This is a genomic window from Streptomyces sp. PH9007, from assembly GCF_059813725.1.
Genome location: NZ_JBQRUY010000003.1, coordinates 40515 through 56945, shown reverse-complemented (window position 1 = coordinate 56945; position 16431 = coordinate 40515). Strand labels below are relative to the sequence as shown.

The 16431-nt window shown below is 71.1% G+C and carries 11 protein-coding genes; 8 read left to right on the top strand and 3 right to left on the bottom strand.

Annotated elements, in window-relative coordinates; genetic code table 11:
• Nucleotides 1-13: 13 nt before the first annotated feature.
• Nucleotides 14-1444, bottom strand: a complete 1431-nt coding sequence (locus ACTFAP_RS29995) for an ATP-binding protein (protein ID WP_495683704.1) — start codon at nucleotides 1442-1444, stop codon at nucleotides 14-16.
• Between the two features lie 676 nt (nucleotides 1445-2120).
• On the opposite strand from ACTFAP_RS29995, the gene glnA2 reads away from it, so the two are divergent.
• Nucleotides 2121-3482 carry a gamma-glutamylpolyamine synthetase GlnA2 gene (gene glnA2, locus ACTFAP_RS29990; protein WP_030734699.1) on the top strand — a complete coding sequence of 454 codons (1362 nt, stop codon included), beginning with the start codon at nucleotides 2121-2123 and terminating at the stop codon, nucleotides 3480-3482.
• Entirely contained in the window at nucleotides 3479-6517 is a 3039-nt protein-coding gene (locus ACTFAP_RS29985) for a bifunctional [glutamine synthetase] adenylyltransferase/[glutamine synthetase]-adenylyl-L-tyrosine phosphorylase (RefSeq protein WP_500468393.1), read from the top strand. Before glnA2 ends, ACTFAP_RS29985 begins: the two co-directional genes overlap by 4 nt.
• Here the strand turns inward: ACTFAP_RS29985 and ACTFAP_RS29980 are convergent.
• Both ACTFAP_RS29980 and ACTFAP_RS29975 read right to left on the bottom strand, forming a co-directional pair.
• Nucleotides 6502-7374 (bottom strand): phosphatase PAP2 family protein, encoded by an 873-nt coding sequence (locus ACTFAP_RS29980; protein WP_390116942.1) that lies wholly within the window; start codon nucleotides 7372-7374, stop codon nucleotides 6502-6504. The two genes, ACTFAP_RS29985 and ACTFAP_RS29980, sit on opposite strands and share 16 nt — an antisense overlap.
• 37 nt (nucleotides 7375-7411) lie before the next feature.
• Nucleotides 7412-8470 (bottom strand): LacI family DNA-binding transcriptional regulator, encoded by a 1059-nt coding sequence (locus tag ACTFAP_RS29975; RefSeq protein ID WP_451748766.1) that lies wholly within the window; start codon nucleotides 8468-8470, stop codon nucleotides 7412-7414.
• A 330-nt stretch (nucleotides 8471-8800) separates the two neighbouring features.
• Here ACTFAP_RS29975 and ACTFAP_RS29970 point away from each other — a divergent pair, with 330 nt between their 5' ends.
• The 6 genes from ACTFAP_RS29970 to ACTFAP_RS29945 all read left to right on the top strand — a co-directional run bounded on the left by ACTFAP_RS29970 (nucleotide 8801) and on the right by ACTFAP_RS29945 (nucleotide 16410).
• The gene (locus ACTFAP_RS29970) at nucleotides 8801-10072 is read left to right on the top strand and encodes an extracellular solute-binding protein (RefSeq protein ID WP_500468392.1); all 1272 of its coding nucleotides are present in this window, start codon (nucleotides 8801-8803) and stop codon (nucleotides 10070-10072) included.
• Between the two features lie 53 nt (nucleotides 10073-10125).
• The gene (locus ACTFAP_RS29965) at nucleotides 10126-11085 is read left to right on the top strand and encodes a carbohydrate ABC transporter permease (RefSeq protein ID WP_390116945.1); all 960 of its coding nucleotides are present in this window, start codon (nucleotides 10126-10128) and stop codon (nucleotides 11083-11085) included.
• 2 nt (nucleotides 11086-11087) lie between these two features.
• Nucleotides 11088-12038: a sugar ABC transporter permease gene (locus ACTFAP_RS29960; RefSeq protein WP_390116946.1), complete on the top strand. Its 951-nt coding sequence runs from the start codon at nucleotides 11088-11090 to the stop codon at nucleotides 12036-12038.
• 81 nt (nucleotides 12039-12119) lie between these two features.
• Entirely contained in the window at nucleotides 12120-13805 is a 1686-nt protein-coding gene (locus ACTFAP_RS29955) for a glycoside hydrolase family 13 protein (RefSeq protein ID WP_500468391.1), read from the top strand.
• Entirely contained in the window at nucleotides 13798-14811 is a 1014-nt protein-coding gene (locus ACTFAP_RS29950; RefSeq protein WP_500468390.1) for a LacI family DNA-binding transcriptional regulator, read from the top strand. The genes ACTFAP_RS29955 and ACTFAP_RS29950 overlap by 8 nt, the downstream gene beginning before the upstream one ends.
• A gap of 216 nt (nucleotides 14812-15027) precedes the next feature.
• Nucleotides 15028-16410: an alpha-amylase gene (locus ACTFAP_RS29945; protein WP_449657395.1), complete on the top strand. Its 1383-nt coding sequence runs from the start codon at nucleotides 15028-15030 to the stop codon at nucleotides 16408-16410.
• Nucleotides 16411-16431 lie beyond the last annotated feature (21 nt).

The following is a 16431-nucleotide window of genomic DNA, read 5'->3' as shown; positions in this document are numbered from 1 at the left end:
CCTGTTACACCCTTTACTTCCGGAGGTCTTTGCCGGTCGGCTGATCGGCGGAGGAATGGTCGGTGCCGCTGGGGTGCCCGCCGTCGGCGGCGGCCAGACCGGCGAAGAAGTCGGAGACCCACAGCCCCGACTCGACCTGCCGGGCCGGCTTGCCGGCGGCCCGGTCCCGGGCGTCCACCGGCTCGGGCGCGGGCGCCGGGGCGGGCTGCTGGCGGGCTGCCTGCGTGGCGGCGGCGCGCCGTGGGTTGTCGAAGGCACGGTTGCGGTGCCGTTGCGGCAGGCCGTTCTCGTTGCGCTCGTACTCGATCTCTTCGTCCTCGTCGACCGGCCGGGCCAGGCCCGGTGCCATCACCGGGTGCGGCTTGGGGCGCATGCCGGGGATCGGGTACTTGGGCTCGGGCAGCTGGGTGAGCAGCTCCTGCGGTACGAAGACCACCGCCCGTACGCCGTTGCCGGTGGAGGGGCGCAGGGTGAGCCGCAGCCCGAACCGGTTGGACAGGATGGAGGCGACCCGCAGCCCGACCCGGGCGGTCTCGCCGAGGTCGGAGAGGTCCAGGCCGTCGGCGGCCTGCTTCATCAGGAACTCGGCGTGCTTGCGGGACTCCTCGGTGAGCCCCATCCCCTTGTCCTCGATGGAGATCTCCACGCCGGCGGCGACCTCCTCGGTGTTCATCACGACCGAGGTGCTGGGCGGGGAGTAGCGGCAGGCGTTGTCCAGCAGTTCGCTGAGCACCAGGATGACCGATTCGGCGGCCGGGCCGATGACCGCGACCTCGGCGACGTGGTGCTGTTCGACCCGCAGGTACTCCTGGATGGGGGCGCTGCCGGCCCGCATCACGTCGTACAGCGAGATGGGACGCTGCCAGCGCCGCATCGGGGCGCCGCCGCCGAGCACCGCCAGCGAGACGGCGAAGCGGCCGGTGACGTTGATGCCGTGCTCCAGGTGCATCAGGTCGCCGAGGATCTCCGGCCCGCCGTGCCGGTACTGCATCTTGTTGATGTCGTCCTGGAGGCGGTGGATCTCGGACTGGATGCGGCAGGAGATGTTGACGATGGCGCGGTTGGCGGAGTCCTTGGCGTGCTCGCGCTCCTGGACCGCGATCCCCGACTTGAAGAGCGCCGTGTAGTAGGAGGCGCCGATCTCCGGGTCGCTGGAGAGCTCGCTGTGGTCGCGGGGCGCCACCTCGGAGGGCGAGGCGCCGTCCTGCACCTTGTCGAGCACCACCGGGAAGATCTTCCAGGCGAGGTGGTGGGCCTCCTTGCGGCGTGCGGCGCGCTCGGTGGCCAGCTGTTCCTTCAGCGCGGCCAGGGCCATGCCCCGGCGTGCGGCCTCGGCGGAGAGAGCGGCGACCAGGGCCGTGGTCACCACCGCGCACCAGGCGACCGCCACCCGCTGCTCGCTGCTCACCAGCAGCAGCGCGACGACGGCGCCGATGACGGTCACGGCGGGCGGAACGATCCACGCTCCGGGGCGCGGGGGGCGCTCACTCCGCTGTAATGAACCGGCTCGCACCATGGGCTTCCTCACTAGCGTTGCGATCGACAGTGGACAGAGGGCGGGGGCTGGGGACGGCAGTTGCGGATGAGGAGGGGGTATGCCTCTGACATACATGCGTCCGCTCACGGGCGGCGGCCACCCAGCCGCGACTAGCTGTAGTGGCCACAACTCGCTATGTGACAGGGAGAGTACGGGGCCGCAAGCCCCCGGCGCAGCGAGTTCGTCAAACGTCCCCCGAACGAGTCCGTGAACCGGGGCGCGGGGGGTGGTGACAAGCCGATGAGCTGCGCGGACGCGCCGGTGCGCGCCCTGAAACACTCCCCGCGCAACCATGGCCAAAGCTTGTCGGGCGGGTGGCCGGTTCGGCTCAGCCCCGCCCGGCCCGCCCCCGCGCGGCACCCGGCCGTACGCATATGACCAGCGGCCGGGCGGCCCCGCGCCCGGCCCGCCGCACCCCGCCGGTCACACCCCCCGCGACCGCGCCGCACCCCCCGCACGGCCCCCGTACCCCACGCCGTGCCGCACCGGCAATGCCACCGAAACCGGATGCCCTGATACTGGGGGGCGACGGATGAGCTTCCGTGCGCCAGAATGAGCGTTGTGACCTGCGAGGATGGTGGCCATGGATAAGCAGCAGGAGTTCGTGCTCCGGACGCTGGAGGAGCGGGACATCCGGTTCGTCCGGCTGTGGTTCACCGATGTGCTGGGCTTCCTCAAGTCCGTCGCCGTCGCCCCCGCCGAGCTCGAACAGGCATTTGACGAAGGCATTGGCTTCGACGGCTCCGCGATCGAGGGCTTCGCCCGCGTCCACGAGTCCGACATGATCGCCAAACCCGCGCCCTCCACCTTCCAGATCCTGCCCTGGCGCGCCGAGTCCCCCGGCACCGCCCGGATGTACTGCGACATCCTCATGCCGGACGGGTCCCCCTCCTACGCGGACCCCCGCTACGTCCTCAAGCGCGCCCTCGCCAAGAGCTCCGATCTCGGCTTCACTTTCTACACCCACCCCGAGATCGAGTTCTTCCTGCTCAAGGACAAGCCGGTGGACGGCTCCCGCCCCACCCCCGCCGACTCCTCCGGCTACTTCGACCACACCCCGCAGAACATCGGCATGGACTTCCGCCGCCAGGCCATCTCCATGCTCGAATCCATGGGCATCTCGGTGGAGTTCTCCCACCACGAGGGCGCGCCCGGCCAGCAGGAGATCGACCTGCGCTACGCCGACGCCCTGTCCACCGCCGACAACATCATGACCTTCCGTCTTGTCATGAAGCAGGTCGCCCTCGAACAGGGCGTCCAGGCCACCTTCATGCCCAAGCCGTTCTCCGAATACCCCGGCTCCGGCATGCACACCCACCTCTCCCTCTTCGAGGGCGACCGCAACGCCTTCCACGAGACCGGCGCCGAGTACCAGCTCTCCAAGATCGGCCGCTCCTTCATCGCCGGACTCCTGCGGCACGCCGGCGAGATCTCCGCCGTCACCAACCAGTGGGTCAACTCCTACAAGCGGATCTGGGGCGGCACCCAGCGCACCGCCGGCGCCGGCGGCGAGGCCCCCTCCTACATCTGCTGGGGCCACAACAACCGCTCCGCGCTCATCCGGGTGCCCATGTACAAGCCGGGCAAGACCGGCTCCACCCGCGTCGAGGTGCGTTCCCTGGACTCCGGCGTCAACCCCTACCTCGCCTACGCCCTGCTGCTGGCCGCCGGCCTCAAGGGCGTCGAGGAGGGGTACGAGCTGCCGCCCGGCGCCGAGGACGACGTGTGGGCGCTCACCGACCGCGAACGCAGCGCCCTGGGCATCGAGCCGCTGCCGCAGAACCTCGGCGAGGCCATCAACCTCATGCAGCACAGTGAACTCGTCGCCGAAACCCTCGGCGAGCACGTCTTCGACTTCTTCCTGCGCAACAAACGCCAGGAATGGGAGGAGTACCGCTCCGAGGTCACCGCCTTCGAGCTGCGCAAAAACCTCCCGGCCCTGTGAGCGGACCCGGCACCCCCTTCGGCGGCCGGCGGCAGGGCCGCTTCAGCCAGCTCGCGCGCCGCGGGTTCACCGACCCGCGCGCCGCCTCCCTGCTGCTGGACCACGAGGCGCTGCACCCGGTGGGCGACGACGGCGTGCTGCTCGACGCGCTCGCCGCCACCGCCGACCCCGACCTCGCGCTGGCCGCCCTCACCCGGCTCGCCGAGGCCCAGCCCGAAAGGGACCGGGCCGTCCTGCTCGACACCCTGCTGGCCGCCAAACCCCTGCGCGACCGGCTGCTGGCCGTGCTCGGCGCCTCCGAGGCGCTCGGCGACCACCTCGCCCGGCACCCCGTCGAATGGCGCACCCTCACCGCCTTCGACACCGCCGACCTGCACCCCGGCATCGAGGAGTTCACCGCCGCCCTCGCCGAGGCCACCGACCCCGACTCGCTGCGCGTGGGCTACCGCCGGGCCCTGCTGACCATCGCCGCCCGCGACATGACCGGCACCACCGGCTTCACCGAGACCGCCGCCGAACTCGCCGACCTCGCCACCGCCACGCTGCGCGCCGCCCTGCGCATCGCCGCCGCCGAGGCCCCCGAGGACGCCGCCGGCTGCCGGCTCGCCGTCATCGGCATGGGCAAGTGCGGCGGCCGGGAGCTCAACTACGTCTCCGACGTCGACGTCATCTTCGTCGCCGAGCCCCCCGAGGGCGCCGCCGAGGACACCGAACCCGCCGCCCTGCGCGCCGCCACCCGGCTCGCCGCCCGCATGATGCGGATCTGCTCCGACACCACCGCCGAGGGCACCATCTGGCCCGTCGACGCCAATCTGCGGCCCGAGGGCCGCAACGGGCCCCTGGTGCGCACCCTCTCCAGCCACCTCGCCTACTACCACCGCTGGGCCAAGACCTGGGAGTTCCAGGCCCTCCTCAAGGCCCGCCCGATGGCCGGCGACGAGGAGCTGGGGGCCCGGTACGCCGAGGCCGTCGCCCCCCTGGTGTGGGGCGCCGCCGAACGCGACAACTTCGTCCCCGACGTGCAGCGCATGCGCCGCCGCGTCGAGGAGTCCATCCCCGCCGACCGCGTCGAACGCGAACTCAAACTCGGCCCCGGCGGGCTGCGCGACGTCGAGTTCGCCGTCCAGCTGCTCCAGCTGGTGCACGGCCGCACCGACCCCGCGCTGCGCCACGCCAGCACCCTGGACGCGCTGCACGCGCTGGCCGAGGGCGGCTACATCGGCCGCAAGGACGCCGCCAGCCTCCACGCGTCGTACGAGTTCCTGCGCACCGTCGAGCACCGCATCCAGCTGTACCGGCTGCGCCGCACCCACCTCATGCCCGAGGACGAGGCCGACCTGCGCCGCCTGGGCCGCTCGCTCGGCCTGACCCCCGACCCCGTCACCGAGGTCACCGCCGCCTGGCGCCGCCACACCACCGCCGTGCGCCGGCTGCACGAGAAGCTGTTCTACCGCCCGCTGCTGGACGCCGTCGCCGGCCTGGAGGGCGGCGGGGTACGGCTGGCACCCGAGGCCGCCAGGGTCCGGCTGGTCGCCCTCGGCTACGCCGACCCGGCCGCCGCGCTGCGCCATCTGACGGCCCTCGCCTCCGGTGTCACCCGCAAGGCCGCCATCCAGCGCACCCTGCTGCCCGTTCTGCTGGACCGCTTCGCCGACTCCGCCGACCCCGACGCCGGACTGCTCGGCTTCCGCAAGGTCTCCGACGCGCTCGGCACCAGCCCCTGGTACCTGCGGCTGCTGCGCGACGAGGGCGCCGCCGCCGAGAACCTCGCCCGGGTCCTGTCGGCCGGCCGGCTCGCCCCCGATCTGCTGCTGCGCGCCCCCGAGGCCGTCGCCCTGCTCGGCGACCCCGGCGGGCTCGCCCCGCGCGGCGCCACCGCCCTGCGCCAGGAGGTCCTGGCCGCCGTCGGCCGCGCGGACTCGGCCGAGGCCGCCACCGTCGCCGCCCGCGGCGTGCGCCGCCGCGAACTGTTCCGCACCGCCGCCGCCGACATCGTCGGCGCCTACCGCCCCACAGAGGCACCCCCGGGCGAGGGCCAGGGACCCGCCCTGGACCAGGTCGGCGACGCCCTCACCGACATCAACGCGGCCACCCTCGCCGGCGCCCTGCGCGCCGCCGTCCAGGCCCGCTGGGGCGCAGAGCTGCCCACCCGGTTCGCTGTCATCGCCATGGGCCGCTTCGGCGGCCACGAACTGGGCTACGGCTCCGACGCCGACGTCATGTTCGTCCACGAGCCGCGCGAGGGGGCCGACCGGGCCGAGGCCGACCGCGCCGCCCTCGCCGTCGCCGGCGAGCTGACCCGGCTGCTCCAGCTGCCCTCCGGCGACCCGCCGCTGCTCATCGACACCGCCCTGCGCCCCGAGGGCCGCGGCGGCCCCCTGGTGCGCACCCTCGACAACTACGCGGCCTACTACCGCCGCTGGTCACTGGTGTGGGAGAGCCAGGCGCTGCTGCGCGCCCAGCCGGTGGCAGGCGACCCGGACCTGGGGGAGCGGTTCACCGCCCTCATCGACCCGCTGCGCTACCCCGAGGCCGGACTGAGCGAGAGCGACGTCCGCGAGATCCGCCGGCTCAAGGCCCGGATGGAGGCCGAACGGCTGCCGCGCGGCGCCGACCCCACCACCCACACCAAGCTCGGCCGCGGTGGACTGTCCGACATCGAGTGGACCGTGCAGCTGCTCCAGCTGCGGCACGCCGCCGCGCTTCCCGAGCTGCGCACCACCCGCACCCGCCGCGCGCTGGCCGCGGCCGAGGCGGCCGGGCTGCTGGACGCCGAGGACGCCGCCGTGCTGGACGCCGCCTGGATCCTGGCCTCACGGGTGCGCAACGCGGTGATGCTGGTACGCGGCAGGCCGCAGGACACCTTCCCCACCGACCCCCGCGAACTGGCGGCCGTCGCCCGCTACCTGGGGTACGAGCCGGGCGCCGCCCGCCAGCAGGACACCGGCAGCGGCGGCCAGATGATCGACGACTACCGCCGTACGACGCGCCGCGCCCGTACGGTGGTGGAGCGGCTGTTCTACGACGGTGACTGAGCGCGTTTGGCGCGCGGCACGGCGTCCGGCACCAGCTGGGGCAGCCGGTACGGGGACTCGGCGAACCACGTCCGGGCCACGGCGAAGCCGAACGCCAGGCAGACCAGCCCGCCCACCGCGTCCAGCCAGAAGTGGTTGGCGGTGGCCACGATCACCAGCAGCGTGAGGGTCGGGTACAGCACGCCCAGGATCTTCACCCACAGCGGCTTCGCGAGCAGCACTATGGTGATGCCGCACCACACCGACCAGCCGATGTGCATCGACGGCATCGCCGCGTACTGGTTGGAGACCGATTGCATGCTCTCCGACTGGAACGAGCCCCAGGTCTGGTGCACCCGCCCGGTGTCGATGAAGTCCATGCCGGCCATCAGCCGCGGCGGGGCCAGCGGGTAGAAGTAGTAGCCGATCAGCGCGATCCCGGTGGTGGCGAACAGCACCAGCCGGATCGCCCCGTACCGGCCGGGGTGCCAGCGGAAGACCCACACCAGCACGCCGATGGTCACGATGAAGTGCAGCGTGGCGTAGTAGTAGTTCATCGGCACGATCAGCCAGGTGATGGACTCTATGCCGTGATTGACCGCGCGCTCGAAACCCAGCCCGATGCTGTTCTGGAAGTCCCAGATCTGCCGCGCGTGCTCCTGCGCCCGTTCCTCGTGGGTCGGCGCCGCGTTGCGGATCATGGAGTACACGCCGTAGCTGACGGCGATGAGCAGCAGCTCGAACCAGAGGCGGGGGCGGCGCGGCACGCGCAGCGAACTGAGCCATCTCGTCCGGGACGGGGGCTCGGATTGCTTGTCGGTCACGCTCCCCGCATCCACTCGCTGTTCACTGTCCTGCTCGACGCTTGTTGCCCCCATGGTCGAACAGTCTGCCAGAGACCGGAGGCCCGCCCGATCATCCTCCGGTCGGGTTCTGACCCCTGGGGGTCCCCCGTACGACGGAGGGAGCGGTGGCGGTGCTGCCGCGGACGACGAGTTCGGGCAGGAAGACGAACTCACTGTGCGGGGTGGGGGTGCCCCCGATCTCCTCCAGCAGTGCCCTGACGGCCGCCTGGCCCATGGCCGGGACGGGCTGGCGGATGGTGGTGAGCGGCGGGTCGGTGAAGGCGATCAGCGGTGAGTCGTCGTAGCCGATCACGGACACCTCGCCCGGGACGGCGAGACCGCGTTGCCGCGCGGCCCGGATCGCGCCGAGCGCCATCATGTCGGAGGCGCAGATCACCGCCGTGCAGCCGCGTTCCAGCAGGGCGGTGGCCGCGGCCTGGCCGCCCTCCAGGGTGAACAGCGAGTGCTCGATCAGCTCGCGCGCCTCGTCCTCGGGGGTTCCCAGGTCCTCGGCGGCGCCGCGCAGGAAGCCCTCGATCTTGCGCTGCACGGGGACGAAGCGGGCGGGCCCCAGCGCGAGGCCGATCCTGCGGTGGCCGAGCGAGACGAGGTGGCTCATCGCCAGCCGCATCGCCGCCCGGTCGTCGGGGGAGACGAAGGGGGCCCGCACCCGTGGCGCGAACCCGTTGATCAGGACGAAGGGCACTCCGTTGCCGCGCAGCCGCTCGTAGCGCTCCACGTCGGCGGAGGTGTCGGCGTGCAGGCCGGAGATGAAGATGATCCCGGCCACCCCGCGTTCGACCAGCATCCCGGTCAGCTCGTCCTCGGTGGAGCCGCCCGGGGTCTGGGTGGCGAGCACCGGGGTGTAGCCCTGGCGGGTCAGCGCCTGCCCGATGACCTGCGCGAACGCGGGGAAGATCGGGTTTTCCAGCTCCGGGGTGATCAGCCCCACCAGGCCCGCGCTGCGCTTGGCCAGCCGCGCGGGACGTTCGTAGCCGAGCAGGTCGAGGGCGGCGAGTACGGATTCGCGGGTGGCCGCGGCGACGCCCGGCCGGCCGTTGAGCACCCGGCTGACGGTCGCCTCGCTGACCCCCGCCTGGGCTGCGATGTCAGCTAGCCGTGCGGTCACTCAGTGGACCTTACCGGCCGCTTCGGTGCGTGCCCACCGGGGCGGGGGAACTGTACCGGGATGTGGGTATTCCGGCTGGGAGCCGGGCGGGCGCGTTCACCCGGACGGCCGCTGCGGGGCGCTCCGGCGCGCGGGGTCCGTGCGGTGGCCGGCGGCCGGGACCGGAGCCGTCGGATCGGTTGTGGCGACAGGCTTGCAGAAATTTGCCGCAAGGTCTTTCCAAAGGATGACGCCGCTGTTACGTTCCTGATCGGCCCGGCGTGGCGAAGGAGCCGCGCCTAGGGTGGGATACAGCCCCCTAAACCGGGCGAAACGCTTGAAGGAGTTCACATGCGGCGCAGCATAGGGACGACGACAGCCGCGGTCGCGGCGTTGGCGCTTGCGGTAACGGCTTGCGGCGGTGGCGATGGAGGGGACGGTGGCGGCGGAGCCGCCGCCGACGGTGAGCTGAGCGGCACCATCACCTACTGGGACACCTCCAACGAGACCGAGGCGGCCGTCTTCAAGGCCATCGCCGAGGAGTTCGCGGCCCAGCACCCCGGCGTCACCGTCGACTATGTGAACATCGGCTTCGACGACGCGCAGAACCGCTTCAAGAACGCCGCCGCCGCCAACGAGGCTCCCGATGTGATGCGCACCGAGGTCGCCTGGGTCGCCGACTTCGCCAGCCTCGGCTACCTGTGGCCGCTGGACGACACCACCGCCCTGGAGAACCAGGAGGACTTCGTCCCGCAGGCCTGGGCCAGCACCCAGTACGAGGGCACCACCTACGCCGTCCCGCAGGTCATCGACACCCTGGCGCTGTTCTACAACGAGAAGCTGCTGGCGGACGCCGGCGTCGAGGTGCCCACCACGCTGGAGGAGGTCAAGGCCTCCACCGGCGCCTTCGAGGGCGCCGGCGCCGTCCCCATGTACATGCGCGGCGACGACCCGTACTGGTTCCTGCCCTTCCTGTACGGCGAGGGCGGCGACATGGTCGACGCCGAGGGCAAGCAGGTCACCATCGACAACGAGGCCGGCATCGCCGCCTTCACGCAGATGAAGGACATGGTCGACTCGGGCGCCGCCATCACCGACACCAGCGACGGCTGGGAGAACATGATGGGCTCCTTCACCCGTGGCGAGGTCGCCATGATGATCAACGGCCCGTGGGCCATCAACGACGCCGTCGCCGGCCTGGGCGACGACCTGGGCGTCGCCCCGGTCCCCGGCGGCTCCGCGGGCCAGGCCGCACCGCAGGGCGGCTGGAACTACGCGATCTACGCGGGCACCCCGGAGGAGGAGTCCCCGGCCGCCTTCGAGTTCGTCAAATACATGTCCTCCGCCGCCACCCAGCAGCGGATCACCGAGGAACTGAGCCTGCTGCCCACCCGCACCTCCGTCTACGAGGTCGAGTCGGTGCGGAACAACGAGATGGTGCAGTTCTTCAAGCCGGCCGTCGACGTGGCCCACGAGCGCCCCTGGATCCCGCAGGCGCAGTCCCTCTTCGACCCCATCAAGGAGAACGTGCAGGGCCTGCTCATCGGCTCCGCGTCCCCCGAGGAGGCCGCCAAGAGCACGGGTGACGCCTACCGCGACATCCTCGACGACTGGCTCGACTGAGCGGCCCGGTGCGAAACCTGTGGAAGCGTGTGACATGAAGGGCGGCCGAGACCATGGCTGACACGGCGATCTCCCGGCTCAAAAAGGGCACCAGGCTACGCCGAGCCCTGTCGAACTACTGGTACGCGTGGGCCATGATCGCCCCGGTGGTCGTCGTCATCACCGGCATCATCGGCTGGCCCCTGGTGCGGGGCGTGTTCCTCTCCCTCACCAACGCCAACGAGGCGAACGTCGAGCGGCAGATCGGTGTCAACAAGATCGAGGCCACCTACGAGTTCGTCGGCCTGGAGAACTACCTCGACATCCTCGGCGGCAGCGAGTTCTGGGACCGCCTGGGCTGGACCCTGGTGTGGACGGTGTCCTGCGTCAGCATCACCTTCCTCATCGGTCTCGGCCTGGCCAACATGCTCAACCGCAGCTTCCGCGGCCGCACCCTGTACCGGATGGCGCTGATCCTGCCCTGGGCGATTCCCGCCTTCGTGTCCGTCTTCGCCTGGCGGATGATCTTCAACGAGCGCAACGGCATCCTCAACAACCTCCTGGAAGGCCAGGGGATCGCCGGGGTGCACTGGCTGAGCGACCCGACCTGGGCCAAGCTCGCCGTCATCGGCGTCAACGTCTGGCTGGGCGTGCCCTTCATGCTGATCGCCATGCTGGGCGCCCTCCAGTCCATCCCCCCCGAGCACTACGAGGCGGCCGAGATGGACGGCGCCGGACCCTGGCAGCGCTTCTGGAACATCACGCTGCCCGGGGTGCGTTCGGTGTCGATGACCGTGGTGCTGCTCAGCACCATCTGGACCTTCAACATGTTCCCGGTGATCTTCCTGCTCACCCGGGGCGGCCCGGCCGGCTCCACCGACATCCTGGTGACCGAGGCGTTCCGGCTGGCGTTCATCAGAAGCCCCCGCGACTTCGCCAACTCCGCGGCCTGGGGCGTCCTGATCCTGCTGCTCCTGGTCCTGTTCGCGATCTCCTACCGGCGAGCGCTGCGCAAGCAGGGAGAGGTGTGGTAGCGATGGCCACCGAGACAACCCGTTTCACCACCGGCACCACCACGGCCGCCCCGGGCACGGGCACCGGCACCGGCGAAACCCCCCAGTGGGGCGGCGCGGGCGGCGGACGCGGCAAGCGCCCGCGGCGGCGCGGCGAACGCGGACCGCTCGCCTCCTTCGGGCTGCACGCCACCTTGCTGCTCGCCGCGCTGGTGGCGGTCTTCCCGCCGGCCTGGCTGCTGGTGACGTCCTTCAAGCCCAAGGCCGACACGTTCACCATCTCGCTGCTGTCCAACTTCACGCTGGACAACTACGACCACGTGCTGAACAACACCAAGTTCCTCACCTGGTTCGGCAACTCCCTGCTGATCGTGGTCACCACCACCATCATCGGGGTGTTCATCTCCTCCACCACCGGCTACGCGCTCAGCCGCTTCCGCTTCCCCGGCATGCGCCCGCTGATGTGGACCCTGCTCATCACGCAGATGTTCCCGATGGCCGTGCTCATCGTGCCGCTGTACAACCTCATGGCCCAGTACGGGCTGCTGAACCGGCCCATCGCGCTGATCGTCACCTACCTCACCATCGCGGTGCCGTTCTGCGCCTGGATGATGAAGGGCTTCTTCGACACCATCCCCGTCTCCATCGACGAATCGGGACGGGTGGACGGTCTGTCGCCCTTCGGCACCTTCTGGCGGCTCATCATGCCACTGGCCCGGCCGGGCCTGGCCGTCACCGGCTTCTACACCTTCGTCACCGCCTGGGCCGAAGTCGCCTACGCCACCGCGTTCATGACCGGTGAACGGCACCTCACCCTGGCGGGCGGTCTGCAGACCTTCGTCAACCAGCACACCCAGGACTGGCATCTGATGACCGCCGCCGCCGTGCTCATCGCCGTACCCGCGACCCTGGTCTTCGGCTACGCGCAGCGGCACCTGCAGTCCGGGCTCACGGCGGGCGCCACCAAGTCCTGACCCGGGCCCGCCCCGAGCACCACCACAGCACCGGCCCGCGCCGGCACCCCCATCATGTACACGACGAGCCACAGGGATGACATGACCCAGCACCTCGCCGCCCCCACCACCCCTGCCGCCGAGACGCCCGGGTGGTGGCGGGACGCCGTCATCTACCAGGTCTACCCGCGCTCCTTCGCCGACGGCGACGGCGACGGCATGGGCGACCTCCCCGGCATCCGCGCCCGCCTGCCCTACCTCGCGGACCTCGGCGTGGACGCCGTGTGGCTGAGCCCCTTCTACGCCTCCCCGCAGGCCGACGCCGGCTACGACGTCGCCGACTACCGGGCCATCGACCCCATGTTCGGCACTCTCCAGGACGCCGACGACCTGATCCGCGAAGCCCATGACCTGGGCCTGCGCATCATCGTCGACATCGTCCCCAACCACTCCTCGGACCGCCACGAGTGGTTCCGCCGCGCCCTGCGCGAGGGCCCCGGCTCCCCGATGCGCGAGCGCTACCACTTCCGCCCCGGCAAGGGCGACAAGGGCGAAGAGCCCCCCAACGACTGGGAGTCCATCTTCGGCGGCCCCGCCTGGACCCGCACCACCAACCCCGACGGCTCGCCCGGCGAGTGGTACCTGCACCTGTTCGCGCCCGAACAGCCCGACTTCAACTGGGAGAACGACACCGTCCGGGACGAGTTCCGCTCGGTGCTGCGCTTCTGGCTCGACAAGGGCGTCGACGGCTTCCGCATCGACGTGGCGCACGGCATGGTCAAGGCCGAAGGGCTCCCCGACATGGGCCACAGCGGACAGTTGAAGCTCCTGGGCACCCAGACACTGCCGTTCTTCGACCAGGACGGCGTCCACGAGATCTACCGCGACTGGCGCACCATCCTCGACGCCTACCCGGGGCAGCGCATCGGCGTCGCCGAGGCGTGGACCCCCAGCGCCGAGCGCACCGCCCGCTACCTGCGCCCCGGCGAACTCCACCAGGCGTTCAACTTCCACTACCTGAGCACCCCGTGGGAGGCCGGCGCGCTGCGCGAGGTCATCGACTCCTCGCTGGACTCCATGCGCCCGGTCGGCGCCCCCACCACCTGGGTCCTGTCCAACCACGACGTGGTGCGCCACCTCACCCGGCTCGGCGGCGACGTGGGCCGGGCCCGCGCCGCCACCCTGCTGATGCTGGCGCTGCCCGGCTCCGCCTACCTCTACCAGGGCGAGGAGCTCGGCCTGCCCGAGGTCACCGAACTGCCCGACGAGGTACGGCAGGACCCGGCGTTCTACCGCCGCTCGCCGGACGAGGACAGCACCGAGGGCGACGGCCAGGACGGGCTGCGCGACGGCTGCCGGGTGCCCCTCCCGTGGAGCAGCGAGGGGACGTCGTACGGGTTCGGTACGGGGGGCAGCTGGCTGCCGCAGCCCGGCGACTGGGCCAAGCTCGCCGTCTCGGCGCAGATGGACGACCCGGACTCCACCCTGGTGCTGTACCGCTCGGCGCTGGCCATCCGCCGCCGCCGGCCCGAACTCGGCGCGGGTGACGGGGTGGAGTGGCTGGACGCCCCCGAGGGGGTGCTGGCGTTCCGCCGCCGCGCCGCGCAGGGCGCGGACGGCGCCGCCGGGGGATCGGTGCTGGTCCTTGCCAACACCACCGGGAACGACATCACGCTGCCCGCCGGGCTCGTGCCCGCCGGCACCCTGCTGCTCGCCAGCGGCCCGGTCCCCGCCGGGGGCGACGTCGTGCCCGCCGACACCACGGTGTGGTGGGCCACGCATGGCTGACGCCGCGCCCGCCCGACTCGCCGATATCGCCGGGCAGGCCGGGGTCAGTGAGGCCACGGTCAGCCGGGTGCTCAACGGAAAGTCGGGGGTCGCGGCCACGACCCGGCAGCGGGTGCTCGCCGCCCTGGACGTCCTGGGGTACGAGCGCCCGCTGCGGCTGCGGCAGCGCAGCGCGGGCCTGATCGGCCTGGTGATACCCGAGTTGACCAACCCGATCTTCCCCGCCTTCGCCCAGGTCATCGAGCAGGCGCTCGCCTCGCACGGCTACACCCCGGTGCTGTGCACCCAGAGCCCGGGCGGCGCCACCGAGGACGAACTGGTGGATCAGCTGGTGGAACGGGGGGTCACCGGCATCGTCTTCCTGTCGGGGCTGCACGCGGACACCACCACCGACCCCGGCCGGTACACCAGGCTGGCGGGGCGCGGCGTGCCGTTCGTGCTGATCAACGGCTACAACGACCGGGTGGAGGCGCCGTTCGTCTCCCCCGACGACGCGGCGGCGACCCGGATGGCCGTGCGGCATCTGCGGGATCTGGGGCATGAACGGATCGGCCTGGCAGTGGGGCCGGCCCGCTTCGTCCCGGTGCTGCGGAAGGTGGCGGGCTTCATCGCGGAGTTGGGGGAGGGGGCGCCGGTGCAGCACTCGCTGTTCAGCGTGGAGGGCGGCCAGGCCGCGGCCACCGCCCTGCTGGACGCGGGCTGCACGGGCATCGTGTGCGGCAGCGACATGATGGCCCTGGGCGCGATACGGGCGGCGCGGCAGCGCGGGCTCACCGTGCCGGGGGACGTGTCGGTGACCGGTTACGACGACTCCGACCTGATCGCGTTCACCGACCCGCCGCTGACGACCCTGCGCCAGCCGGTCCGTGCGATGGCGGGCGCGGCGGTCACCACCTTGCTGGAAGAGATCAACGGAACTCAGGTCCAGCCCACGGAGTTCGTCTTCCAGCCGGAACTCGTCGTCAGGGGGAGCACGGCGATCGCGCCGCAGCGCGGCAACGGGTGACGGGGTGGCTCCGTTCGACGCTAGCAGTCCGCAACTTCTTGCGTAAGAGGTTGCGGACTTTCGACGTCAACATTTCCGGGGTGTGTCACGGCCCTTGACCGCCCCTGCGGGCCGCTCTACGGTCAGCCCTGCAACCTTCTTGCTGAAACTTCCACGAACCTTTCGGCAAGAAGAGTGCTCTTCCGGCACCCCCACCCGTGAGGAGATGTCATGCCCCTGATCCGTACGGCACTCGCCGGTCTGACGGCAGCAGCCGCCGGGCTCGCGGTCTCGCTCGGCGCTCCCGCCGCCAGCGCCGCGCCGCCCGGTGACAAGGACGTCACCGCCGTGCTGTTCTCCTGGAACTTCGACTCCATCGCCCGCGAATGCACCCAGCGGCTGGGCCCGGCCGGATACGGCTACGTCCAGGTCTCCCCGCCCCAGGAGCAGATCCAGGGCAGCCAGTGGTGGACCGCCTACCAGCCCGTCAGTTACACGATCGGCAGCCGGCTCGGCAACCGCGCCCAGTTCCAGAACATGGTCAACACCTGCAACGGTGCCGGCGTCGGCGTGGTCGTGGACACCGTCATCAACCACATGTCGGCCGGCTCCGGCACCGGCACCGCCGGCAGCACCTACACCAAGTACGACTACCCGAACGCCCCCTACAGCGACTGGGACTTCAACGACTGCCGCCGCGAGATCGGCGACAACTACGGCGACCGTTACAACGTCCAGAACTGCGAACTGGTGGGTCTGTCCGACCTGAACACCGGCAAGGACTACGTCCGCCAGCGCATCGCCGACTACATGAACGATCTGCTCTCCCTCGGCGTCGCCGGCTTCCGCATCGACGCGGCCAAGCACATGCCGGCCGCCGACCTCGCCAACATCAAGTCCCGCCTCAGCAACCCCAACGCCTACTGGAAGCAGGAGGCCATCTACGGCGCCGGCGAGGCCGTCTCGCCCTCCGAGTACCGGGGCAACGGCGACGTCCAGGAGTTCCGCTACGGCACCGACCTCAAGCGGGTCTTCCAGAACGAACGGCTGGCCTACCTGAACAACTTCGGCGAGGGCTGGGGCCACATGCCCAGCGGCGGTTCCGCCGTCTTCGTCGACAATCACGACACCGAGCGCAACGGCTCCACCCTGTCCTACAAGAACGGCGCCGACTACACGCTCGCCAACGTCTTCATGCTGGCCTGGCCGTACGGCTCACCCGATGTGCACTCCGGCTACGAGTTCACCGACCACGACGCCGGTCCGCCCGGCAACGGCCAGGTGAGCGCCTGCTACACGAACGGCTGGAAGTGCCAGCACGCCTGGCCGGAGATCTCCTCCATGGTCGGCTTCCGCAACGCCACCCGTGGCCAGGCCGTCACCAACTGGTGGGACAACGGCAACAACGCCATCGCCTTCGGCCGCGGCAGCCAGGGCTTCGTCGCCATCAACCACGAGGGCGGCTCGCTCACCCACACCTACCAGACCTCGCTCCCGGCCGGGAACTACTGCGACGTGCAGAGCAACCGCACCGTGACGGTGGACGGTTCGGGACGGTTCACCGCGACCCTCGGCAGCAACACCGCGCTCGCCCTGCACAGCGGCGCCCGCTCCTGCTGACCGTCCGGGCCACCGACCCTG

What these genes read in the sequence shown, in the direction of transcription:
- ACTFAP_RS29960 (WP_390116946.1), top strand. Translation starts at nt 11,088, where the DNA reads ATGGCCACCGAGACAACCCGTTTCACCACCGGCACCACCACGGCCGCC.
- ACTFAP_RS29970 (WP_500468392.1), top strand. Translation starts at nt 8,801, where the DNA reads ATGCGGCGCAGCATAGGGACGACGACAGCCGCGGTCGCGGCGTTGGCG.
- ACTFAP_RS29950 (WP_500468390.1), top strand. Translation starts at nt 13,798, where the DNA reads ATGGCTGACGCCGCGCCCGCCCGACTCGCCGATATCGCCGGGCAGGCC.
- ACTFAP_RS29980 (WP_390116942.1), bottom strand. Translation starts at nt 7,374, where the DNA reads ATGGGGGCAACAAGCGTCGAGCAGGACAGTGAACAGCGAGTGGATGCG.
- ACTFAP_RS29965 (WP_390116945.1), top strand. Translation starts at nt 10,126, where the DNA reads ATGGCTGACACGGCGATCTCCCGGCTCAAAAAGGGCACCAGGCTACGC.
- glnA2 (WP_030734699.1), top strand. Translation starts at nt 2,121, where the DNA reads ATGGATAAGCAGCAGGAGTTCGTGCTCCGGACGCTGGAGGAGCGGGAC.
- ACTFAP_RS29955 (WP_500468391.1), top strand. Translation starts at nt 12,120, where the DNA reads ATGACCCAGCACCTCGCCGCCCCCACCACCCCTGCCGCCGAGACGCCC.